Source organism: Streptomyces sp. NPDC014870 (assembly GCF_043081505.1).
Classification (GTDB): Bacteria; Actinomycetota; Actinomycetes; order Streptomycetales; family Streptomycetaceae; genus Streptomyces.
The window spans coordinates 141,469-162,657 of sequence record NZ_JBIBWQ010000001.1; the positions used below are offsets into that span (position 1 = coordinate 141,469).

A 21,189-nucleotide genomic window follows, 5' to 3' on the forward strand; every position below is an offset into this window, starting at 1 on the left:
CACCCGATGTGCGCGTGCTTCCACCCCTCCTGGGGGAGCCTCTTCCGCATGCCGATTCACCCGCGTCGTCCCCCGCTCCGGATCTTCGCCGTCCTGGGTGCACTCGTGCTCCTGCCGCTGGCCGGGTGCGCCGCCGGTGAACCCGGCCGCGCGCCCGTACCGGCCGGTGCCCCCGCCTCGGGGGCGGTCGATGTGCGGGAGCGGTTGCGGGAGTTGGAAGGGGTGTACGGCGCGCGGTTGGGGGTGTACGCGCTCGACACCGGCAGCGGGCGGGAGATCGCGTACAACGACGCGGTGCGCTTTCCCTACGCCTCCACCTTCAAGGCGCTGGCCGCCGGGGCGGTGCTGCGCGGGCGCGGCGGCCCGGACATGGAACGGGTCGTCAGGTACGCGCGGAGCGATCTGGTCGCGCCGTCCCCCGTCACCGAGCGGCACGTCGACACCGGGATGACCTTGGAGCAACTGTGCGACGCCGCCGTGCGGAACGGGGACAACACGGCCGTCAATCTCCTCCTCGACGAACTCGGCGGGCCCGCCGCGCTCGACGCCGTGCTCGAGGAACTGGGTGACACCGTCACCCGTGTGGTGCGCCGCGAGCCCGAGCTCAACCGGTGGGCTCCCGGGGACACTCGGGACACCAGCACGCCCCGGGCCCTGGCGAACGACCTGCGGGCCTTCGTACTCGGTGACGCGCTCGGGCCGCCGCAGCGCGCGCAGTTGACGCGGTGGCTGCGCACCAGCACCACCGGCGCGGAGCTCGTCCGCGCCGGGGTGCCCTCCGGGTGGGTCGTGGGCGACAAGTCCGGGGCGGGCAGTACGTACGGTGCCCGTAACGACATCGCCGTCCTGTGGCCGCCCGGGCGAGCACCGATCGTGCTGGCCGTCCTCTCGCACCGGCACCGTCCCGACGCCGCCTACGACAACCGGCTGATCGCCGACACCGCGAGGGCGGTCACCCGGGCCCTGTCGTGACCAGACGGATCGGGCGGATCAGAGGGATCAGAGCGTCTCGGCGCGGTGCGTGATCCGGCCGTCGAGGACCGTGAGGAGGACCGGCAGGTCCGCGAGGGCCGTGGCGGGGGTCGTGAGCGGGTTGTCGGCGAGGACCGTGAGGTCCGCCCGGTACCCGACGGCGAGCCGGCCCTCCTGGTGTTCCTGGCCCGCGGCGAACGCCGGGCCCGTGGTCATGCCCTGCAGCGCGTCCAGCGCTTCGAGTGCCTGGTCGGGGCCGTGCGGGGGCTGGGTCAGGTCGCGCGTCGGGCGGCGGTGGCGGGCGCCCGCCATCACCCCGAGGGGCGGGAAGGAGGCGATCGGCCAGTCCGAGCCGAGGACGACCGTGGCGCCGGAATCGCGTAGGTCCCGGCAGCGCCACGCGCGCGAGGCGCGCTCCTCGCCCAGCCGACGGGACCAGTTGTCGGTGTGGTCGGCGCGGGTGAAGTCGCAGCAGTGGGTGGGCTGCATCGAGGCCACCACGCCGAGTGCGGCGAAGCGGCGGAGCGTGTCGTCCGGCACGCTCTCGATGTGCTCGACGCGGTGCCTGACGTGGTCCCCGGTCGCGCCCCCGCCCTCGGCGCGGGCCTTCTCCACGGCGTCCAGGACGTGCCGCACGGCCGCGTCCCCGATCGCGTGCGTCGCCGTCGGCACCCCCGCGCCGTGCAACCGGGCCACCACGCGCGTGTACGCCTCGGGGTCGGGCCAGAAGGCGTGGAGGGATTCGCCCAGCCGGTCCGGGTGTTCCAGCCAGGCAGTGCCGTTGTCGATCGTGCCGTCCATGAACAGCTTCACGCCCCGGACGCTCCACAGGTCCCCGCCCGTGCCCTGCTGCGCGATCAGGGCGGCCACGCCGTCCTCGTCCGTGCCCGGCTGGCACCACGGCGCGACGCGCAGGCGCAGCGGCAGGTCGCCGGCCGCCTCCAGTTCCGTGTACAGCGCGAGGCTGTCGCCGTTGGCGTCCATGGCGTGGCCGCCGGTGAGGCCGGCCGCCGCCATCTCCCGCAGCACCGCGGCCAGCCGGTCGCGACGCTCGGCGCGCGAGGGCTGCGGCGCGACGCGTTCCACCAGCGCGCAGGCCGCGTCCTCCAGGAGGAGACCCGTCGGCCTGCCCTGCTCGTCGCAGACGATCTCGGCGGCCTGCTCGAAGGTCCGCGGGCCGTCGATGCCCGCGAGTTCCAGCGCGCGGGCGCTGGCCAGCGACGAATGCGCGTCGAAGAGCTGGAGCAGGGCCGGTACGCCGTCCAGGACCGGTGCGAGCGCCGCGGCCTCGACGGGACGGTCACCGAACACGTTCGGGTCCAGACCCCAGCCGAAGAGCCATTCCCCCCGGTCGAGCCGCCCGACCGCACGGGCGAGAAGCTCGCGCAGGGACGCGAGGTCCGTGCAGGCGGAGAGGTCGAGGCCCTGGGTGAGTTCGGCGCCCGACACGGGATGGATGTGACCGTCGACCAGGCCGGGGACGATCACCCCGCCCCTGACGTCCACGACCGTGGTGGAAGGGTCCGCCAGGTCGCGGATCTCACGGTCGTCGCCGAGCGCGACGATCCGGCCGGCGGACACCGCCAGAGCCGACTGCGGCAGGAGGGCGCCCGTGGCCGGGTCCAGCAGCCGCGCCGACACGATGATCAGGGAACAACCCACGACAACAACTCCAAGTGAGGGGGAAAGGGAGGGGGCGGGGAAGCCGCGTCAGCCCGTCGGCGTCAAGGCGCCGTCGGGGAGGCCCAGTGCGCGTTCGGCCGTGGTGAGGGCCATGCGGGTCACGGCCTCCGGGCGGTCGCTCCGGTCGGTGTTGGCGTGGGCACCGAGGCCGTCGAGGACCACCAGGATCTGGATGGCCGCCGTCCGGGGGGCGTCCGTGCGGAACTCCCCCGCCTGCACGCCGTCGCGGATCAGGCCCTCCAGGCGGTCGTCGGATGCGCGCTCCATCTCCGCCACGCGCTCGCGCAGCAGCGGGCGGTAGCGGCTCAGATGACGCGCGTTGATCCACAGGCGGCTGATGTCGTCGTACGCCTCGCCCGTCGACAGCGCGAAGTAGCGCGCCAGGTGCTCCGTGGGGGTGCCCTCGGGGCGGTCGGCGGGCAGCAGCGCGTCCAGTTCACCCGTGGCGGCGGTGGCGAAGGCCTCGGCCACGAGTTCCTCGGCCGAGGGGAAGTAGTGGCTGATCAGACCGGGTCTGACGTCGAGTTCCTCCGCGATCCGCCGGAGGGTGACGCATTCGAGGCCTTCGAGCAGGGCGACCCGGGCCGCGCTCTCGACGATCTCCGCGCGGCGGGCCTCGGGAGTCTTGCGGATTCGTTTGCGCTGGACGCTTGACGACATACGGGCGATGCTATTGAGTGTGCGACCAATAAGCAAGCAGGTCGGCACGACACGCATCCGGAGGGCCTCATGGCGTCCACCATCCCCGACCCCCGTCCCGGCGCGGAGGGCGCGCGCACCGCGCCGCCCGACACCGAGCGGGCGGGCCGGGTCGAGGTCCACGGCATCGACCACATCCCCGACGCCGAGCGCCACGGGCGGCCCCGCGAGCTCTTCTCCGTGTGGGCCGCGGCCAACGTCAACTACCTGAGCCTGGTCATCGGCGGCGCCCTCGTCCTGATGGGTCTCAGCCTCTGGCAGGCCCTCGGGGTGATCGTCGTGGGCAATCTGTTCTGGCTGCTCACCGGCGTGCTCGCGATGTCCGGACCGGCGGCGGGCGCGCCGAGCGAGGTGATCACCCGGGCCATGTACGGGGTCCGGGGCAACCGGGTGAACAACGCGGTCACCGGCTGGACCATCTCGGTCTGCTACTTCGCCCTCAATCTGGCGGCCGCCGCCTCCGCCGCGTTCGCCCTGGTCGCCAAGACCGGCCTGCCGACGAACACGGTCGTCAAGACCGCCGTCGTCCTGCTCATCGCCGCGGTCACCCTGACCATCAGCGTCTACGGGCACGCCCTGATCGTGAAGCTGTACCTGCCGATCACCCTCGCCCTCACCGCCGCCTTCGGCGTGGTGGCGTACGCGGTGCTGCTGCACGCCGACTTCGGCTACGCGCCGCCGCAGGGCCGGCTCTCCGGGACGGACCTCTGGGCCACCCTCCTGGCGGGCGTCACGCTGATCGCCGCGGGCCCGCTGTCGTACACCACCAGCGCCGACTTCTCGCGCTATCTGCCGCGTACGGCCTCGTCCCGCGCGGTCATGGGCTGGACCGCGCTGGGCGGGTTCCTGCCGAGCGTCCTCGTCTGCTCCCTGGGGGCGCTCGCGGCCACGGCCGTCGACATGAGCGATCCGCAGACCGCGCTGGAGGAGATCCTGCCCGGCTGGTTCACGCCAGTGTTCCTGCTCGCGCTCGTCCTCGGCACGATCGCGATCAACGCCCTGACCGCGTACAGCGCCGGACTCGCGCTGCAGGCCGTCGGCATCCGTATCCGACGCTCCCTCAGCGTCGTCGTCGACGGGGTGGTCGCCTCGGGCCTGACCCTGTACGCGCTGCTCGTGTCCAACTTCCTCGACACCGTCAGCAACGTCCTGCAGTTGACCGTGGTCCTCCTCGGGCCGGCCACCGCCCTCTACGCCACCGACATGGCGCTGCGCCGCAACCGCTACGACGGTCCCGCGCTGATGGACGAGAGCCGCACCAGCCCCTTCTGGTACTCCGGCGGCGTCGGCGTACCGGGCGTGCTCGCGCTCGGTACGGGGGTCACCGCGGCGGCGCTGTGCGTGAACACGCTGTACACCGGTCCGATCGCCGCGGCCCTCGGCGGGATCGACCTCGCCCTGCCCGTCGGCATCGCCGTCACGTCCGCCTGCTACGCGCTGCTGCGGTCCAGGATTCCGGTCCCCGATCTACGCTGATGACTCAAGTCCGAGGTGGAGATGGGGAACATCATGTCCGGCGAGTGGATCTACACCGACTGGGTGGAGAGCGCGTCCGAGGACGGCGTGCACATGACGGAAACGCGCCTCGGGGTGCGAGTCCCCATCTATGGGGGCCACAAGTTCGTGCACTGCGCGCTGTACCGGAAGACGTACGTCGTGGACGAGGGCGTTCCCCGCCTTGACCGCTGCCAGCACGAGTACGTCCCGATCGACAACAGGTTCGAGAAGCCCAAGGTGCGCAGAACCAGTTGGTACGAGGTAGTGCCCGGAGCGGGAGGATCTGCCATCAGGGGCTTCTTCAACCTGGACGGCGTGCGGACCTCTGACGGCATCTTCTTCGACAGCGCCCAAGGGCTCGACAATGGTGAGTACTTGTTCCGGATCGCCGAGGGGACGACGACCACCTGGACGAGCGAGACCGGGCAGGACATCACCCTGACCGTCCCCCAGCACCAGCTCACCATCACCGTCGAGGGATCGGCACCTCCGAAACTCACGACCGCCGGCTGGTTGAACCGCATACCACCGTCGGACAAGGCAGCGGCGGACTCCCGCAGCGCCGACGAGCGGGCCGCGAGACTGCGGGACTTCGCGCTGAACGGGGGGCCGATGTCCGACGCGGAGGCGTCGTACGCCTTCCGCGGGCCGGGACGTGGCGGCATCTACGGGTACGACGGCCACCTCAGGGCGTGGGCCGAGCAGGAGCAGATGGGGCGGTTCGAAGGCGAGCGGCTGTCCGGCGGGGAGGTGCGGTACTACTGGGAGCCGGCCACTCGGATCGTGCGCCTGGGGGTTTCCACCATCTACGAGAGCGCCCTGCTGGAGATGCTCCGGGCCAACCCCTGGGTACGGATCGTCCGCGAGGGCCCCTACGGCGGTTCCTGGGCGGCAGCCGAGGGCAAGATCGAGATTTCCGAGCCTTCGCGGGAACTGGGCGATGATGTGGGGCGGGAGCTTCTCATCACGGCCCGGCTGAACGGCTATTCGGAGCAGCGGGTCTTCAAGGAGGCCGTCGCGGGCCGGGACGTGGTGGTCCGCATGCGTGTGACGCGCCTCTACGGCGCGCATCGGCCGAAGGCCGAGCACGACGAGTGGGAGGAGCCGATGTACTGGTGAGGCCCACCGACGTCGCGACTGTGCGAACGGCGAGCCCATACCAGGGGGCATACAGTGCTCCCCGAGAACTCTCGTGCGGCGAGGGCCGGGTGGGAGCGCCGTCCTCGCTTCCACCCGGCCCGGTTCCTGGGCGTGTTCAGCGTGCGTCGAGCCGCTCGCGGGTCGCGAGGCGGGACAGCAGGGTCTCGCGGTGGGCCGGGTCGGTGGCCAGGTCGACGGCCGTCCACGCCATGGCGAGTCCGCCGTCCAGGACCGCGCGGTCGGCCTGCGGGGTGGTGCCGTAGCGGGTGAACTCCGGGTTGTGCATGATCGTGTCGCCGCAGTCGTAGCCGATCATCGGATGGATGGTGGGAACGACGTGCGAGACGTTGCCCATGTCCGTCGAACCGGCCCGCAGGTTCGGGTCCGTGTCGGGGACGGTGCGACCGAGCGCGCGGGCGGCGGCGAGGTAGCTGCGGCCCACCGCGAGGTCCTGGCGGAGGTCGGCGTAGTCGTTCCCCACGGTCTCCAGGGCGAGTTCGGCGCCGGTGGCGAGCGCGCCCGCCTCGAAGCAGGCGCGGATCCGCGCCTGGAGTTCACGCAGTTCCTCCGCCGTGTCCGCGCGGCAGTCGTAGTCGGCGGTGGTGTGGGCCGGGATGACGTTCGCCGCCTCGCCGCCGGAGGTGACGACCCCGGAGACGACCGAACCGGGCCGCATCTGCTGCCGGTACGCGGCGATGGCGACCTGGGCGATCATCATCGCGTCGGCCGCGTTGACACCCCGCTCGGGCATGGCCGCGGCATGGGCGGCGCGGCCGGTGTAACCGACCTTCCAGCTGCTGATGGCCAGTGAGGTCAGCCCGACGGAGTCGTGCGGCGCGGCGTGCACCATCATCGCGGCGGCGACGTCGTCGAAGGCGCCGCCGCGCAGCATGTCGACCTTGCCGCCGCCGAACTCCTCGGCGGGAGTACCGAGCAGCTTCACGGTGATGCCGAGCTCGTCGGCGAGCGGGGCGAGCGCCAGGGCGGCGGCGACCGACGCGGCGCCGTTGACGTTGTGGCCGCAGGCGTGGCCGATGCCGGGCAGGGCGTCGTACTCGGCGCAGATGCCGATGACGAGGTCGCCCGTGCCGGCGGTCGCGGAGAACGCGGTGGGCAGGTCGCACACGCCCCGCTCCACCTCGAAGCCCGCGGCCTCCACGAGGTCGGTGATGCGGCGGGCCGCGCGGTGCTCCTCGTAGGCGAGTTCCGGGTCCGCGTGCAACTGGTGGCTGAGGGCGAGGACCTCGTCCTGGCGCCGCGTCAGGACCACGCGGGCGTGCTCGGTCGGGGTGGTCGTCACTTCTGGCCCTCCACGTTCTTGGGGGTGCGGTACAGCAGGGCGATCGCGGCGCCCGCGAGCGAGACGGCGACGCAGATCGTCCAGGACGTGGTGTACGCGCCGAGCTCCGGCAGGACCGCGCCGGCCGGGGTGCGGGCCGCGAAGACGGTGAGGACCGCCGCCGCGCCGAGCGAACCGCCGACGTTGATGAGAAGTTCGTTGATGCCGGAGCCGACCGAGGTGCGGTCGTGCGGCACACTCTCGACGGCGAGCGTCCTGGTGGAGTGCTGCAGGAACCCGGTGCCGACCCCCGCCACCGCCGTACCCAGGAGGAACGGGAGCATCGAGGTGTGCCAGGTGAGCGAGACCAGGTAGCCGATGGCCATCAGGAGGGAGCCGGCGACCAGGGTCAGCCGGTCGGAGAGGGCGGCCGCGACGGCGGGCGCGGCGAGCGCGGCCAGGGCGAGGGCGAGCAGGTTGGGGAGCATGGCGAGGGCGATCGCGAAGGGGTCGAACCCGAGGCCGTAGCCGTGCTCGGCCGCGCCGGTGCCCATGAAGACGGGGTTGGCGACCTGGAGCCCCAGCATGCAGAAGGTGAAGGTGAGGGTCACCAGGGAGACGGTGACGACGTTGCGGTGCCGGAACATCCTGACGTCGATCATCGGCTCGTCCGTCCGCAGTTCCACCAGGACCCACAGGGCCGTGACGAGCGTGCCGCCGACGAGGCAGCCGAGCGTGCGGGCCGAGTCCCACTCCCAGCCGGGCAGGCCGCCCATGCCGAGGCCGAGCATGATCGCGACGAGGCCGAGGCAGAGCAGGATCCCGCCCGCCCAGTCGATACGGCCGCCGGGCCGGTGGGCGGATTCCGGCAGCAGGCGCCAGGTGGCGGCGAGGGCGAGGCCCACGGCGGCGGTGGGGACCCAGAGGGCGGCGGTCGGGCTGTCGACCGTACGCGCCACGAAGCCGCTGGCCACCAGGCCGAGCGCGAGACCGCCGACGAGCGCGGCGACCATGAAGCTGATGCCCCGGCGGCTCTCGCCGCCTTCGCCCGCACCGTCCGGGGAGGTGGTCGCCCGGTTGCGGAGGATGCCGACGAGGAGCGGGAAGAAGCCCGCGAAGGCGCCCTGGAGGATCTGGCCGGTCAGCAGCACGCCGAAGGAGCGGCTCAGGCCGACGAGCACGGAGCCGAGCAGCACGATAGCGAGGTTCCAGCGCAGGACGCGCCGGTGGCCGTACAGGTCGCCCATCCGGGAGAGGACGGGGGTGAAGGCCACGCTGGAGAGCAGGTTGGCGATGCTGATCCAGTTCAGGTCGGCCGCGGTCACCCGGAGGGTCTCGGTGAGCCCCTTGAGCAGTGGGGACAGGAAGCCCTGGGTGATGCCGCTGGACAGCTCGACCAGCACGACGGAGGCGATCACGGCGGCGGCCGGGGTGCACGAGCGGACGGTCGCGCGCCGGCTCGACCGGATGACGGCCGGGGGTGACGTGGGCTTCACGACGGCGCTGATCCCCGAGTACCTGGGTGAGGGCGTCACGGCGGAGCTGGCGGTGCGCTGCGCGCCCGGGCGGGTGCACGAGACGGCGCTTGCGCTGGCGCGGCGGCCGGAGACGCGGTCCGTGGAGGTGGCGACCGGCGCCCTGGAGGTGTTCGTCGAACTGAACGTGCCCGACCACGAGACGCTGCTGACCGTCGTCGACTCGGTGGTGGGGCGGATGGACGGGGTCGTCGATGTCCACTCGTCCGTCGTGCTGCGGCTGCTGCTCACGGCGAGCGACTGGGCGCCGTACGACGAGGAGCCGACCGACGTACGGCTCCACGCCATGGAGGGGCGGCCGCTGCCGGAGCCGCTCGCCGTGGACGAACTCGACCGGCGCCTGGTGGCTCTGCTGCACCGGGACGCCCGGATGTCGACGACCCGGCTCGCGCGCGAACTGCGGGTCGGCGAGACGACGGCCCGGCGCCGCCTCGCGCGGCTGATGACCTCGCACATCCTGCATCTGCGGCTGCACGCGGATCCGGCGGTGCTCGGCTATCCCGTCGAGGCACGGTTCCGGCTGGCCGTGGGGCACGACCGGCTCGACGGCGCCATCCGCGCGCTGGCGCGCGAGGCGGCGGTGCGGCACCTGGTCGTGACGACCGGGACGACCACCCTGCTCGGCTACTCCAGCCACCGCTCCGCCCGCGATCTGCACACGTTCGCGTCCCGCGTCTTCGGGCGTCTTGACGGGGTGACGTCGACGGACGTGGCGCTGCTGATGCGGACGTACAAGCGGGCGGGGTTCGCGGAGCGGGCCCCGGCACCCTGACCGGGCCCCGGCACCCTGACCGGCTCCGGCATGCTGACCGGCTCCGCGGCGCCGCCGCGGCTCCCGGCTCAGGTCCTGCGGCTCGGCGGGTGGGGCTGGACGCCGGTCATCAGGACGTCAAGGCCCCGGCGGGTCGTAGCGAGGACGACGCGGTCGCCCGCCCGGAGGATCCGGCCGTGCGGCGGTCGCCAGTCGAGGCCCTGGAGGGTGGTGGGGAAGCCCGCGAGGGTGTCCGACGCGCGGGCGGTGAGGCGGGCGCCCGAGGCGCCGACGGCGAGGACGCGCCACTCGTTCTCCCGGAACGCCTGGTGGACGGAGCGGCCCTCCAGTTCGGGGTGGCCGGCGACCTCGACGACGGTGAAGAGGAGCGAGCCGCGCTCGACGGGCATCACGCCGAGGACGTGCCGGCCCATCATCGCGGCCGCGAAGGCAGGGGCGGCGAGCGCGGAGACGCTGCGGCTGCGGGTGAGGACGGCGGGGTACGAGGCGCGCATGGTGGCCGAGACGGTGGCGGCGAAGTCGTCGTCGTAGAGCCGCATGACGACACGGATGCCCGGGTTGATCTCCCGGGCGGCCATGACGATGTCGAGGTTCTCGCTGTCGTCACGGGTGAGGACCAGCAGGGACTTGCTCTGCCTGATCCGCGCCTGCTCGAGGACCCCCGCGGCGGACGCGTCCTCCAGGAGCAGGGGGATGCCCAGCTCGCGGGCGAGCGCGACGCCCCGGGCGTGCGGGTCGCGTTCGACGGCGACGACCTGGTGGGCGGTGGTGCGCAGCTGGGCGAGAACCCGGGTGCCGACCTTGCCCAGGCCGATCAGCACGATGTGGTCACCGAGGTCCTCGGCGGGCGGGTGGTTCGCGGAGGCGGTACGGAAGGCTTCGCTGGCGTTCATCGTGGCGGCGACGACGAGCGGCAGGACGGCCAGGCCGACGAAGCCGGCGACGAGTTGCAGGACACGGCGGGCGGCGGACTCCTCCTCGCCGATCGCCGGGTCCCCCATGGTGAAGATGTCCAGGAGCGGGAGGTACACGGCGCGCCAGAGCGGGCCGTCCTCGACGAGGGCGGTGGCGACCGCGAGCAGCAGCACGATCGCGGCGAGCGCTCCGAAGACCGCGGTGACCTCGCGGGAGAGGAAGACCCGCCAGGGCAGGTGGCGGAGGTGGCCGCGGAGCCGTTCGCCGTAGCCGCGGGAGACCGTGGGCGCCTCGGGTGCGTGGTGGTGGGTGACCTCTTCGAGCATGAGCCGGCCGTGGGTGAACTGGCGGTGGTACGCGGTGTGCGTGTCGGGCAGCAGTTGTGTGCCGTCCTCGCCCGGGGTCTCGGCGCTGTCCTCGCCGGCCGGGTCGTCCTGGTGCGCTCCGGAGAGCACGGCGAGCGTGGCCAGGTCGGTCGACTGGGCGGGGGCGCCCGCGCGCCGCACGACGCCCCGGAAGACCTTGCCGTCGATCTGCAGGGTGTGGCCGTGGCCGAGCGCGGCCGCCGAGACGAGTTCGGGGACGGCCGTGTCCGTGTCCGAGAGGACGGTCGTGGACGCGTCGGCGCTCGTGTCCGCGATGGCGCTCGTGTCCGCGGTGGCGTCGCCGGCGGGTGCGCGGACCTCGGCGGCGCGGTCCAGGAGGCGTTCCAGGTGACGGCCGCGTTCGCGGTGGTACATGCGGATGACCAGGCGTATGGAGGGGTTGAGGCCGCGGGCGACCAGCGCCGCCGTCATGTTGGTCTGGTCGTCGCCGTAGGTGAGGGCGAGGGCGGTGGCGCGTTCGACTCCGGCGGCCCTGAGGGTCTGCTCGTCGGGCCGGGCGGCGACGAGCAGTTCGACCGGGGAGAGCGGGTCGCGGTGGAGGGCGGCGATCTCGGCGCCGTGCTCGTCGCGCCGGGAGGGCAGGACGACGGTGACCGCTTCGCCGCACACCGCGTCGAGTTCGACGGCCAGTCGGCGGGCGAGACCGTCGTCGCCGCAGATCACCATGTGCTGGGAGCGCTGCCCGACGGGCATGCGGAGGTGGAGGGTTGACGTCACGTCGTTCACGATGGCCGATGGGGGCGCTCCGGGCCGCCTTTCGCACGGGAGTTCGGCGTCAGGGTCGCGTATGGGCGGGCGTCAGAGATGCGTCAGGCTCGTCTCCCGGCTCCGTACGGACCTGGTCATGTGGCGTCCGCGCAGGGCAGCGACACGACCATGGTCAGTCCTCCCCCGGGCGTGTCCTCCGTGGTGAGGGTGGAGTCCATGGCCTCGGTGAGGCCCCGGGAGAGGGCGAGGCCGAGGCCGACGCCCGTGGTGTTGTCGGTGTCGCCAAGACGCTGGAAGGGCTCGAAGATCCGTTCCCGGTCGGCGGGCGGGAGTCCGGGGCCCCGGTCGACGACGCGTACCTCGATACGCCCGCCGAGGGCGCTCGCGGTGACGAGCACGGGGTGTCCGGGCGGGGAGTGGCGTACGGCGTTGGCGAGCAGGTTGGCGAGGACGCGTTCGAGCAGCGGCGGGTCGGCCAGGACGGGCGGCAGGTCCTCGGGGGTGTGGATGACGGGCGCCGGACCGTCGGGCGGCAGGGAGTCGAGGGCGGCGGGCAACACCTCCTCCAGCGTGGTGGCGCGCAGATGGAGCGTGAGCGCGCCGGCCTGGAGCCGGCTCATGTCGAGCAGGTTGTCGACGAGTCGGCTGAGGCGGGCCATCGACTCGTCGGCGGTGGCGAGGAGTTCGTCCTGTTCCTCGGGGGTGAACTCCACGTCCGGGCTGCGCAGGGAGCCCACGGCGGCCCAGCCGGCGGCGAGCGGGGTCCGCAGGTCGTGGCTGACGGCGGCGAGCAGGGCGGTGCGCATCCGGTCGGCGGCCTTGACCGGCTCCACCTCTGCGGCGGCCTCGGCGAGACGGGAGCGTTCGACGGCGGCGGCCACATGGGCGACGAAGGCGGAGAGGACCCGGCGTTCGGAGGACGGCAGCGTACGGCCCCGTAGGAGCAGGAACAGGTCGGACCCCACGGGGACGTGGACGGCGTCGGGGTCGTCCACGGGCTGTTCGACGAGTTCGGCCGAGTCCATGGCGAAGGTCTCGCGGGTGCGGGCCAGCAGGGCCGGTATCGCCTGGTCGCCGCGGACGATGTCGCCGGCGAGCGAGGACAGGGTCTCCGCCTCGGCCGTGGCCCGCGCGGCGCGTCTGGACAACCGCAGGGAGCGGTCGGCGGCGGCGGCCACCGTACCGGCTACGACGGCGAAGACACCGAGGGCGAGCACGTTGTCGGCGTCACCGAGGCTGAACGCGCCGATGGGCGGCACGAACCAGTAGTTGAGCAGCAGGGACGCGGTCAGCGCGGCGATCAGCGCGGAGGCGACCCCGCCGATGCAGGCCACGCCGACGACGGTCAGCAGGAAGAGGAGGGCCTCGCTGGTCAGGTCGAGGTGGCCCCGCGCGCCGTCGAGCAGGAGGGTGAGCAGGACGGGCAGGAGCAGTCCGGCGACCGGTCCGGCGACGCGGCGCGAGACGGGCAGGGTACGGCGCCGGTAGGGCAGCAGGCGGCCGTGTCCGGCGCGCTCGTGCGTGACCATGTGGACGTCGATGTCGGCGGAGAGCGCGACGGTCGTCTCGCCGATGCCGCGGCCGGTGAGGAAGCGTTCGAGGCGGCGGCGCCGGCTGGTGCCCAGGACGAGCTGGGTGGCGTTCTCCGCGCTGGCGAACTCCACCAGGGCGGTGGGTACGTCGTCGCCGACGACCGAGTGGTAGCTGCCGCCGACGCTCTCGACGAGGCGCCGCTGCCGGGCGAGCGCGGCGTGCGAGGCGCCGGCCGCGAGACCGTCGCTGCGGACGACGTGCACGGCGAGCAGGGCGCCGCCGCGGGCCGAGCGGGCGGCGATCCGGGCGGCGCGCCGGATCAGGGTCTCCCCCTCCGGGCCGCCGGTCAGCGCGACGACGATCCGCTCGCGGGTCTCCCAGACCCCGTCTATGCCCTTCTCCGAGCGGTAGCGGCGGAGGGCTTCGTCGACCCGGTCGGCGGTCCAGAACAGCGCGAGCTCGCGGAGCGCGGTGAGGTTGCCGGGGCGGAAGTAGTTGGCGAGGGCCGCGTCGATCTTCTCGGGCGGGTAGATGTTGCCGTGGGCCATGCGCCGGCGCAGCGACTCCGGCGGGACGTCCACGAGCTCGATCTGCCCGGCGCGGCGGACGACGTCGTCGGGCACCGTGTCGTGTTGGGGCACGCCGGTGATCTTCACGACGACGTCGGTGAGGGACTCCAGGTGCTGGATGTTGAGGGTGGCGACGACGTCGATGCCCGCGGCCAGCAGCTCCTGCACGTCCTGCCAGCGCTGGGCGTGGCGGGAGCCGGGCGGGTTGGCGTGGGCGAGTTCGTCGACGAGGACGACCTCGGGGCGGCGGCGCAGGATGGCGTCGAGGTCGAGCCCTGTGTCGGGGGCGGGGCCGAGTCGGAGACCGGTGTCGGGAGCGGGGCCCGGGCGGGAGCCGGCTCCGGTGGTGGTGGCGGGGCGCACACGGTCCGGGGCCCTCAGGGTCTCCAGGCCGTCCAGCATCGCCTCGGTGTGCGGACGGCCGTGGCACTCCACGGCGGCGACGACGACATCGGTGCCACGCGCGGCTCGGCGCCGGCCCTCGTCGAGCATCCGATAGGTCTTGCCGACGCCGGGGGCGGCGCCCAGGAAGACCTTGAGGCTTCCGGGTCGGGGATCCGTCGGGGCCGGGACCGGGGGGTGGCTCGGGGCCGGCCCCGGGCCTGCGACGGGGTGGAGCCCCTGGCGCGGTTCCGGGTCGGAACGCGGGGCCGGATCCGGGCCAGGGGGCGTGGCGACGGCGGCGGGGCCGTGGCGGGGGGCGACAGCGGCCGGGCCGGCAGCCGCGGCCGTGTGCGGGGCGTATGCCGCGCGCGGAGCGGAAGCCGCGTGCGGGGCGTCGTGCTTCAGAACTTCTCCGGCTTGATCAGGGCGGCCACCAGGTAGCCGACCAGGCTGACGGCCACCAGCAGGCCGACGATGTTCTCCACACCCATGCGTGACCGACTCCCTTGATCCGGAGGTTCCTTGGCGTTTGCGCACATCCAGACACAAGGAACCGCGTCGACGTCGGAGCGCACAGGCGGCTTGACGCCTCTCTGCCGCGTGCGCCCTGGATCCTGACGCCTCCCTGACGCGCGGGGTCCGCTACCCTACCGGCCGGTAGGGACGGAGTGGGGCGACGACAGGGAGGCCGTCGATGGGGCGTCAGTGGAGTCTTGAGGAGTCCGTCGTGGTGGATGCCGCGCCGGAGGTCGTCTACCGCCTGGTGGCGAACCTGCCCGACATGGGCCGGTGGAGCCCCGAGTGCCGCCGGGTCTGGGTGCCGCGGCCTCCCGTGCGGACCGGGAGCCGCTTCGTCGGTCTCAACCGGCGCGGGCCGTACCTCTGGTTCACGACGGGGCGGGTGTCGGCGGCGCGCGAGGGCGAGGAGTTCACCTTCGACGTCGGCGTCTTCGGGCTGCCGATCGCCCGCTGGGGCTACCGCTTCGAGGCCGAGGGGACGGGCACCCGCGTGACGGAGACCTGGCAGGACCTGCGCACCGGGCGGGGCTCACGACACGCCGAGCTGCTCGGCACCGTCTTCGCGGGGACGAACACGGAGCGCCGTATCGCCGTCAACCGGCACGGCATGCGCACGACCCTCGCCCGGATCGCGACGGCGGCGACGGCCCCGTCCGCGTGAGTCCGTGCGCGATTCCGCGTGCGCACGCGCGAGTCCGCGTGTGACGACCGAGGGGCCCCGCGCCGTCGCGCGGGGCCCCTCGGTCGCCGGCAGGGTGGTCAGGCCTTCAGGGCCGCCGCCCCGAAGGAGACGTCGAAGCGGTCGCACCAGATGGTGACGCTCGTGAAGGCGGACGGGTCGGTGCCGGGCGGCAGCGGGTAGTTCTGGTCGCCCTTGTTGCCCTTGAGCTTCCCGAGGCTGAGGTACTTGCCGTCGTCGAAGACACGCCATCCGGCGATGCCCTCCTTGACCGGCGCGTCGGTCAACCAGACCCGCAGGTCCGGGCCGTTGCTGGTGTCCAGGTCCTCCAGACGGAGGGTCAGGCTGCCGTCGGCGAGCCGGATGAGCTTCACCGTGCCGGTGGTGGCGTGCTCGTGGGTGATGAGGGACCCCTGCGCGACGGTCTTCGGCGCGGCGGCCGGGTCCGCTCCCGGGTCCGCTCCCGGGTTCACGGCACCGGAGGACGACGCTCCGGGCGCCACCGTCGGGAGCGCCTCGTCGATCGTCTCGTTCTGCCACAGCTTCCAGGGCTGGAACCAGTAGAGCCCCACGGCCCCCAGCGCCACCGCGACCACCATCGCGCCCCACAGCAGCGACTTCCTGCCCCCACGTGCCACGATCGTCCCTTTCCTACGTTCCATCGGTCTTCCTTCCCCCGCATTCCACCGCGGGCGGCGCGGGGCGCGCCACCTCCCGGCCGATGACGAAAGTCTTACGCCGCAGCACGGCTCCGACCAGGACGGACACCGCCGCGACGGCGTAGGCGACCGTGCCCACCGCGTTGGCGTCGGAGAAGGCCGCCCCGGTCACGTACTTCGCCGCCCCCGCCACGGCGACCGGCAGCCACTCCCAGCGCCCGTCGAGCGCGACGAGGGCGACCAGGAGCAGGGCGTACCAGGAGTACCCCGGGGTCAGCAGCAGAAAGGCCGTCCCGGTGACCAGCAGCGCGCCGCTCCAGGGGCGTTCGGGATCGCCGCGCAGGACGACATGGGCGCAGACGGCGAGCAGGACCACGACCAGGGCGGGCAGGGCCCAGGAGGGCGGCAGGACGAGCCGGAGCAGGGCGTAGCGGTTGCGGGACGCGGCATCGTCGTATCCCTCCTCCTCGACGTATCCGCCCAGATAGCCGAGGACCGAGCCCTCGGAGAGGAGCACGTACGGGACGTACGACAGGGCGGTGACGGCCGCCGCCGGGACGAGGACCGCCGCCGCGTCCCTCGCGCGCCGTACGCCGGCCAGCGCTCCGGGCAGCACGATCGCCGGCATCAGCTTCACGGCGACGGCGGCGCCCAGGAGCGTCCCGCCCGCCGCGCGTCGGCGGTGCGCCACGAGGCCGAGTCCGGCGACGGCGAACAGCACGCCGAGGACGTCGACATGGGCGTTGTTCACGGCCTCGACGGGGACGGCGGGGCACCAGGCCCAGTAGGCGGCGGTACGGGGATCGCCGCGGCGGCGCAGGATCAGCAGCAGCGCTCCGGTGACGGCGACGGAGAGGAGCGCGCCGCCGGCCTGGAGGGGTTTCAGCCGACTGCCGTCGGGTGCGAGGAGGTGCACGCCGAGGAAGTACGCCTCGGCGACCGGCGGATAGATGGTGTGCACGGTGGGGCGGTTGACGCGAGTGCAGGGGGGTGCGCCGCCCGCCGGTCCGGTCGAGAGCGGGGCGAGAGTCGGAACCGGGGCCAGGGCGGGAAGCGGGGCCGGGGCAGGGAGTGGGGCGAGGGCGGGGAGCGGGGCCAGGGTCGGCCCCTGGCAGGCGGGTCCGGTCGGGAAGAGCCAGTCGTCCCGGAGCGGCGCGAGCGCGCGGTCGGCGGGGGCGTGATCGTACGGCGAGACGCCCGCCGCCTGGACCCGGCCGTCCCACGCGTAGCGGTACGCGTCGGTGCTCGTGCGCGCCGGGGCGACCAGGCCCGTGGCGGCGACAAGGGCCGAGCCGGCCAGGACCAGGACGACGGCCCGGCGGGGCGGCACCTTCCGCAGGGCCAGGACGCAGGCGCCGAAGAGCGCCCAGGAGACGGCGTACCACCCGGAAAGACCGCCGGGGTCGGTGTAGTAGCCGTCGTGCCGGACGGTGGCCACCAGGACCGTGGTGAGCGCGGTCAGGAGCCCGCCGGCGAGGGCGGTACGGAAGTCGATCACACCCGGCAGCGTGGCAGCCGCCGGCGCGGCGAGGGGGCCGCCGCCCCGGCCGTCCGTGTTTCGTAAGGTGTCGGTTCCGCCTCGGGAGGCCCGCGGGGCGGTGAGATGGAGCGCATGACACCGCGCATCGCGCCTCCCCCTCTGCCCACGTTCCGCGCCCGCCTGCATGACGCGAGGACGGCCACCGCGATCGGCCGCTGGCTCGGCCTCGCCCTGGCGGTCTGTTTCGTCACCGGCGTCACCAGTCACTACCTCCAGCGGCCGCCGGACTGGCTCGCGGACGTCCTGCCGAGCCGCCCGACGTGGGGGTACCGGTTCAGTCAGGGGCTGCACGTGGCGAGCGGTATCGCCGCGATCCCGCTGCTGATGGCGAAGTTGTGGGCGGTCTACCCGAGGTTGTTCGTCTGGCCGCCCGTCCGGTCCGTGCGGCACGCGCTCGAGCGTCTCTCGGTGGCCGTCCTGGTCGCGGCCGGTGTCTTCCAGCTGCTGACCGGCCTGCTGAACATCGTCGAGTGGTACCCGTGGCCGTTCTCCTTCGTCCCCGTGCACTTCGCCGTGGCCTGGCTCCTCTTCGGCGCGCTGCTGTTGCACGTGGCCGTCAAGTGGCCCGACATCCGGGCCCATTGGGGTCGGCGGTCGGAGGGGACGCTGAAGCTGCCGGCCGAGGACGAGGTCGACCGCCGGTCGCTCCTGACCGGTGTCGCGGCGGGTGTCGCGGCGGTCACGCTGACGACGGTGGGCCAGTCGTTCACTCCGCTGAAGCGTCTCGACCTGCTCGCGCCGCGCCACCCCGATCACGGGACGCAGGGGCTGCCGATCAACCGTACGGCAGCGGCCGCCGGGGTGACGGCGGCGACGGCGGAGGACTGGCGGCTGAAGGTGGCCGGCCCCCTGCCGTACACGCTGAGCCTGGCGGAACTCAGGGCCCTGCCGCAGGTCGAGGTCCGGTTGCCGATCGCCTGCGTGGAGGGGTGGAGCGTGGAGGCCGGCTGGACCGGCGTACGGATCAGGGATCTGCTGGAGCGGGCGGGAGCGCGGCCGTCGTCCCGGGTACGGGTGGTGTCCCTGGAGCGCCGGGGCGCGTACCGCGTGATGGAGATGGGCGCGGAGTACGCGGAGGATCCGCTGACCCTGCTCGCGCTCCGGCTCAACGGGCAGGTGCTCTCGCTCGACCACGGCTTCCCGGCGCGGATCATCGCACCGAACCGGCCGGGTGTGCTGCAGACCAAGTGGGTCGCCGGACTGGAGGTGCTGTGATGGTGGTCCGCTACGCGGTGGGGGCGCTGGGGGTCGGGCTGATGGGGCTCGGCGCCGTTCTGGTGGTGCGCACGGGGACCGTCGGTGAGGTGCTGCTGTGGCTGGCGGGGGCGATCGTGCTGCACGACGGGCTGATCGCGCCGCTCGTGCGCGGTGTCGGGCTGCTGCTCGCCGCCGTGCCGGCCCGGGGCGTGCTGCGCGGCGGTCTGGTCGTCGCCGGTTCGCTGACGCTGATCGCGCTGCCCCTGCTGCTGCGGCCGGGCAGCGCGCCCAACCCGACGGCCCTCCCGCTGGACTACCTGCGCAACTGGCTGGTCCTGATGGGGGTGGTGGCCGTCGGTACGGGCGCGCTGCTCGGCGCGCGGCGGCTGGCTCAGCGGCGGCGCCGGAGCTGAAGGAAACTGCGGTCCCCGGCCCGCCAGCGGTGCTCGACCCGCCACCCCGAGGCGTCGGCGTACGCGGGCAGGGCCCGGGCTCCGACACGGGCCCAGGGGAAGTCGACGCCGCGCGCGCCGCGTCCGTCGTCGACCCGGACCTCGACCCGCTCGTCGACGTCGGGGGCGGCGGCCTCTACGAGCGTCTGTCCGCCGGGCGTCACCAGGGCGGCGGCGCGGGCGAGGAGGCCGGCGGGGTCGCCACCGATGCCGATGTTGCCGTCCATCAGCAGGACGGTTCCCCAGCGGCCTTCGCCCGGCAGCGGGTCGAAGACGGACCGGCACAGGGCGGTGCCGCCGCCGTCGACCGTGCGGGCGACGGCCGCCTGGCACACGTCGATGCCGAGCACGGGTCGACCGGCGGCGGCCAGCGCGTGCACGAGGCGCCCAGGACCGCAGCCGACGTCGAGGACGGCGCCCTCGCAGCGGGCGAGCACGGTGGCGTCGGCCGGGTCGGCCGCGGCGCACCAGCGCTCGACCTCCAGGGGCAGCAGCCAGCCGTCCGCGCGCCGGAGGAAGAGCGGCCCGCGGCCCGACCGCAGGGCGTCGCCCCAGGGGTCGGCCCGCCAGGCGCGGCGAGGGGTCGGGGGGCGTAGGCGTGTCGTCTCCGACTCCAGCGCGCTCATCCGGTCCCGATCCCGGCGTGGTCCCGAGCGGTGGTGGCGGTCGCGGTCAACTCCGCGTGGCAGGAGGCGAAGCGGCTGCGCGGGGCCAGTGCGGCGACCGCGCGGGCGTCGGCGGCCGTGTCGACGTCTCGGAGCCTCGGAAGGTCCCGTACCCGTAGGCCGGCGGCGGTGAGGCGGTGACGCTGCGCCGCTCCGGTCTCCGGTACGGACATGGGCACGCCACGCGGCAGGGCGGGGTCGGGGACGGCGAGGCCGAGCGCCCAGAAGCCGCCGTCCTCGGCCGGCCCGAGCCACGCGTCGCAGGCGCCGAAGTCGAGCCCCGCGAGGAGGAGTTCCGGGGTGACCTGGGGAGTGTCCATGCCGATCAGCAGCGTGGGCCCCGTACAGCGGGCGAAGGCGGCGGCGAGCCGTTCGTCCAGGCCGCCCGGGCCCTGGGCGACGACCTCGAAGCCGGACGGGAGCCAGTCGCCGGGCGCCCCGTCCAGGGCGAGGACGCGGCGGTCGGCGGGCGTGTCCCGCACGGTCGCCAGGGTGTCGGCGAGGGCGGCCTCGGCGAGGCGGGCCGCCTGCCGGTGCGTGAACGGCGGGGTGAGCCGGGTCTTGACCCGGCCCGGTACGGGTTCCTTGGCGATGACGAGGAGCGTGCTCACCGGTGCGCCTCCGCGGGGCCGGTGGTGGTCGGGGCGGTCGGGGAAGGCGTCCGTGGTGTCTCACGGAGCACCGCGCGCATGTCGCGGACGGCGTGCCAGGTGCCCCGCCAGGTGCCGGTGACCTTGGACTTCCCCGTACGGGACAGGTAGGGGACGTCCCGCTCGCGCACCCGCCAACCTGCGTCGGCGGCGCGGACGACCATCTGGAGGGGGTAGCCGCTGCGCCGGTCGGTGAGGTCGAGGGCGAGCAGGCCATCGCGGCGGGCGGCCCGCATCGGGCCGAGGTCGTGCAGGCGGAGTCCGGTGCGGCGGCGCAGCATCCGGGCGAGCGCGATGTTGCCGGCCCGGGCGTGCGGCGGCCAGGCGTCGCGCGTGGCGGGGCGGCGGCGGCCGAGCACCAGGTCGGCCTCGCCCGCCGCGACCTGGGCGACGAACGGCACGAGGAGCGCGGGGTCGAGGGAGCCGTCGCAGTCGCAGAAGCAGACGATGTCCGCGTCGGCGGCGAGCAGGCCCGCGTGGCAGGCCGCCCCGAAGCCGCGGCGGGGTTCCGTGACGACGGTCGCGCCGAGGGCGCGGGCGAGGGCCGGGGAACCGTCGGTCGATCCGTTGTCGACGACGATCGCCCGCCAGCCGGGCGGCACCCTCTCCAGCACCCAGGGCAGCGCCTCGGCCTCGTCGAGGCAGGGCAGGACAACGTTCACCGCGTACGTGGTCGCGGAAGGCGAGTCGGTCACGGACTTCACCGTACGAACCCCGAACGGGCAAAAGGGACGTGCGAACCTTACGAAACACGGA

The 21,189-nt window shown here is 73.7% G+C and carries 19 protein-coding genes; 7 read left to right on the forward strand and 12 right to left on the reverse strand.

Features of this window, described 5'->3' with window-relative positions:
• Positions 1 to 48: 48 nt before the first annotated feature.
• Positions 49 to 972 carry a class A beta-lactamase gene (gene bla, locus ACF09C_RS00580; protein WP_392087048.1) on the forward strand — a complete coding sequence of 308 codons (924 nt, stop codon included), beginning with the start codon at positions 49 to 51 and terminating at the stop codon, positions 970 to 972.
• 27 nt (positions 973 to 999) lie between these two features.
• On the opposite strand, the gene ACF09C_RS00585 is transcribed toward bla, so the two are convergent.
• Positions 1,000 to 2,634, reverse strand: a complete 1,635-nt coding sequence (locus tag ACF09C_RS00585; RefSeq protein ID WP_392087050.1) for an amidohydrolase — start codon at positions 2,632 to 2,634, stop codon at positions 1,000 to 1,002.
• 48 nt (positions 2,635 to 2,682) lie between these two features.
• Positions 2,683 to 3,315: a TetR/AcrR family transcriptional regulator gene (locus tag ACF09C_RS00590; RefSeq protein WP_392087052.1), complete on the reverse strand. Its 633-nt coding sequence runs from the start codon at positions 3,313 to 3,315 to the stop codon at positions 2,683 to 2,685.
• 69 nt (positions 3,316 to 3,384) lie between these two features.
• On the opposite strand from ACF09C_RS00590, the gene ACF09C_RS00595 reads away from it, so the two are divergent.
• Both ACF09C_RS00595 and ACF09C_RS00600 read left to right on the forward strand, forming a co-directional pair.
• Complete coding sequence (locus tag ACF09C_RS00595; RefSeq protein WP_392087054.1) at positions 3,385 to 4,830, forward strand: purine-cytosine permease family protein; 1,446 nt, start codon at positions 3,385 to 3,387, stop codon at positions 4,828 to 4,830.
• 21 nt (positions 4,831 to 4,851) lie between these two features.
• Entirely contained in the window at positions 4,852 to 5,970 is a 1,119-nt protein-coding gene (locus ACF09C_RS00600; RefSeq protein ID WP_392087055.1) for a hypothetical protein, read from the forward strand.
• Positions 5,971 to 6,106: 136 nt separating this feature from the next.
• On the opposite strand, the gene ACF09C_RS00605 is transcribed toward ACF09C_RS00600, so the two are convergent.
• Together ACF09C_RS00605 and ACF09C_RS00610 are read right to left on the reverse strand one after the other, a co-directional pair.
• Positions 6,107 to 7,291, reverse strand: a complete 1,185-nt coding sequence (locus ACF09C_RS00605) for a M20 family metallopeptidase (RefSeq protein ID WP_392087057.1) — start codon at positions 7,289 to 7,291, stop codon at positions 6,107 to 6,109.
• Entirely contained in the window at positions 7,288 to 8,673 is a 1,386-nt protein-coding gene (locus tag ACF09C_RS00610) for an MFS transporter (protein ID WP_392087059.1), read from the reverse strand. The genes ACF09C_RS00605 and ACF09C_RS00610 overlap by 4 nt, the downstream gene beginning before the upstream one ends.
• Between ACF09C_RS00610 and ACF09C_RS00615 the strand changes: the two genes are divergently transcribed.
• Positions 8,648 to 9,577 (forward strand): Lrp/AsnC family transcriptional regulator, encoded by a 930-nt coding sequence (locus ACF09C_RS00615; protein WP_392087061.1) that lies wholly within the window; start codon positions 8,648 to 8,650, stop codon positions 9,575 to 9,577. The genes ACF09C_RS00610 and ACF09C_RS00615 overlap by 26 nt on opposite strands.
• Positions 9,578 to 9,645: 68 nt before the next feature.
• On the opposite strand, the gene ACF09C_RS00620 is transcribed toward ACF09C_RS00615, so the two are convergent.
• From ACF09C_RS00620 to kdpF, 3 genes are all read right to left on the reverse strand, one after another.
• Complete coding sequence (locus ACF09C_RS00620) at positions 9,646 to 11,595, reverse strand: NAD-binding protein (RefSeq protein ID WP_392087063.1); 1,950 nt, start codon at positions 11,593 to 11,595, stop codon at positions 9,646 to 9,648.
• 125 nt (positions 11,596 to 11,720) lie between these two features.
• Positions 11,721 to 14,180: an ATP-binding protein gene (locus tag ACF09C_RS00625; protein WP_392087065.1), complete on the reverse strand. Its 2,460-nt coding sequence runs from the start codon at positions 14,178 to 14,180 to the stop codon at positions 11,721 to 11,723.
• 293 nt (positions 14,181 to 14,473) lie between these two features.
• Positions 14,474 to 14,563 carry a K(+)-transporting ATPase subunit F gene (kdpF, locus tag ACF09C_RS00630; RefSeq protein ID WP_362014401.1) on the reverse strand — a complete coding sequence of 30 codons (90 nt, stop codon included), beginning with the start codon at positions 14,561 to 14,563 and terminating at the stop codon, positions 14,474 to 14,476.
• A gap of 203 nt (positions 14,564 to 14,766) precedes the next feature.
• Between kdpF and ACF09C_RS00635 the strand changes: the two genes are divergently transcribed.
• Positions 14,767 to 15,252 carry an SRPBCC family protein gene (locus ACF09C_RS00635; protein ID WP_392087067.1) on the forward strand — a complete coding sequence of 162 codons (486 nt, stop codon included), beginning with the start codon at positions 14,767 to 14,769 and terminating at the stop codon, positions 15,250 to 15,252.
• A gap of 98 nt (positions 15,253 to 15,350) precedes the next feature.
• Here the strand turns inward: ACF09C_RS00635 and ACF09C_RS00640 are convergent, their stop codons facing one another.
• Both ACF09C_RS00640 and ACF09C_RS00645 read right to left on the reverse strand, forming a co-directional pair.
• The gene (locus tag ACF09C_RS00640; protein ID WP_392087068.1) at positions 15,351 to 15,932 is read right to left on the reverse strand and encodes a DM13 domain-containing protein; all 582 of its coding nucleotides are present in this window, start codon (positions 15,930 to 15,932) and stop codon (positions 15,351 to 15,353) included.
• Positions 15,922 to 17,427 (reverse strand): glycosyltransferase 87 family protein, encoded by a 1,506-nt coding sequence (locus ACF09C_RS00645; RefSeq protein ID WP_392087070.1) that lies wholly within the window; start codon positions 17,425 to 17,427, stop codon positions 15,922 to 15,924. Before ACF09C_RS00645 ends, ACF09C_RS00640 begins: the two co-directional genes overlap by 11 nt.
• 114 nt (positions 17,428 to 17,541) lie before the next feature.
• On the opposite strand from ACF09C_RS00645, the gene ACF09C_RS00650 reads away from it, so the two are divergent.
• Positions 17,542 to 18,684 (forward strand): molybdopterin-dependent oxidoreductase, encoded by a 1,143-nt coding sequence (locus ACF09C_RS00650; RefSeq protein ID WP_392087072.1) that lies wholly within the window; start codon positions 17,542 to 17,544, stop codon positions 18,682 to 18,684.
• Entirely contained in the window at positions 18,684 to 19,079 is a 396-nt protein-coding gene (locus tag ACF09C_RS00655) for a hypothetical protein (protein WP_392087074.1), read from the forward strand. The genes ACF09C_RS00650 and ACF09C_RS00655 overlap by 1 nt, the downstream gene beginning before the upstream one ends.
• On the opposite strand, the gene ACF09C_RS00660 is transcribed toward ACF09C_RS00655, so the two are convergent.
• From ACF09C_RS00660 to ACF09C_RS00670, 3 genes are read right to left on the reverse strand one after another with little or no spacing between them, the layout of a single operon-like run.
• Positions 19,058 to 19,744: a methyltransferase domain-containing protein gene (locus ACF09C_RS00660; protein WP_392087076.1), complete on the reverse strand. Its 687-nt coding sequence runs from the start codon at positions 19,742 to 19,744 to the stop codon at positions 19,058 to 19,060. The two genes, ACF09C_RS00655 and ACF09C_RS00660, sit on opposite strands and share 22 nt — an antisense overlap.
• Positions 19,741 to 20,394, reverse strand: a complete 654-nt coding sequence (locus ACF09C_RS00665; RefSeq protein WP_392087078.1) for a DUF2064 domain-containing protein — start codon at positions 20,392 to 20,394, stop codon at positions 19,741 to 19,743. Before ACF09C_RS00665 ends, ACF09C_RS00660 begins: the two co-directional genes overlap by 4 nt.
• Positions 20,391 to 21,137, reverse strand: a complete 747-nt coding sequence (locus ACF09C_RS00670) for a glycosyltransferase family 2 protein (RefSeq protein WP_392087080.1) — start codon at positions 21,135 to 21,137, stop codon at positions 20,391 to 20,393. Before ACF09C_RS00670 ends, ACF09C_RS00665 begins: the two co-directional genes overlap by 4 nt.
• Positions 21,138 to 21,189 lie beyond the last annotated feature (52 nt).

What these genes read in the sequence shown, in the direction of transcription:
- bla (WP_392087048.1), top strand. Translation starts at nt 49, where the DNA reads ATGCCGATTCACCCGCGTCGTCCCCCGCTCCGGATCTTCGCCGTCCTG.
- ACF09C_RS00590 (WP_392087052.1), bottom strand. Translation starts at nt 3,315, where the DNA reads ATGTCGTCAAGCGTCCAGCGCAAACGAATCCGCAAGACTCCCGAGGCC.
- ACF09C_RS00595 (WP_392087054.1), top strand. Translation starts at nt 3,385, where the DNA reads ATGGCGTCCACCATCCCCGACCCCCGTCCCGGCGCGGAGGGCGCGCGC.
- ACF09C_RS00600 (WP_392087055.1), top strand. Translation starts at nt 4,852, where the DNA reads ATGGGGAACATCATGTCCGGCGAGTGGATCTACACCGACTGGGTGGAG.
- ACF09C_RS00615 (WP_392087061.1), top strand. Translation starts at nt 8,648, where the DNA reads ATGCCGCTGGACAGCTCGACCAGCACGACGGAGGCGATCACGGCGGCG.
- ACF09C_RS00625 (WP_392087065.1), bottom strand. Translation starts at nt 14,180, where the DNA reads ATGCTCGACGAGGGCCGGCGCCGAGCCGCGCGTGGCACCGATGTCGTC.
- kdpF (WP_362014401.1), bottom strand. Translation starts at nt 14,563, where the DNA reads ATGGGTGTGGAGAACATCGTCGGCCTGCTGGTGGCCGTCAGCCTGGTC.
- ACF09C_RS00635 (WP_392087067.1), top strand. Translation starts at nt 14,767, where the DNA reads ATGGGGCGTCAGTGGAGTCTTGAGGAGTCCGTCGTGGTGGATGCCGCG.
- ACF09C_RS00640 (WP_392087068.1), bottom strand. Translation starts at nt 15,932, where the DNA reads ATGGAACGTAGGAAAGGGACGATCGTGGCACGTGGGGGCAGGAAGTCG.
- ACF09C_RS00650 (WP_392087072.1), top strand. Translation starts at nt 17,542, where the DNA reads ATGACACCGCGCATCGCGCCTCCCCCTCTGCCCACGTTCCGCGCCCGC.
- ACF09C_RS00655 (WP_392087074.1), top strand. Translation starts at nt 18,684, where the DNA reads ATGGTGGTCCGCTACGCGGTGGGGGCGCTGGGGGTCGGGCTGATGGGG.
- ACF09C_RS00660 (WP_392087076.1), bottom strand. Translation starts at nt 19,744, where the DNA reads ATGAGCGCGCTGGAGTCGGAGACGACACGCCTACGCCCCCCGACCCCT.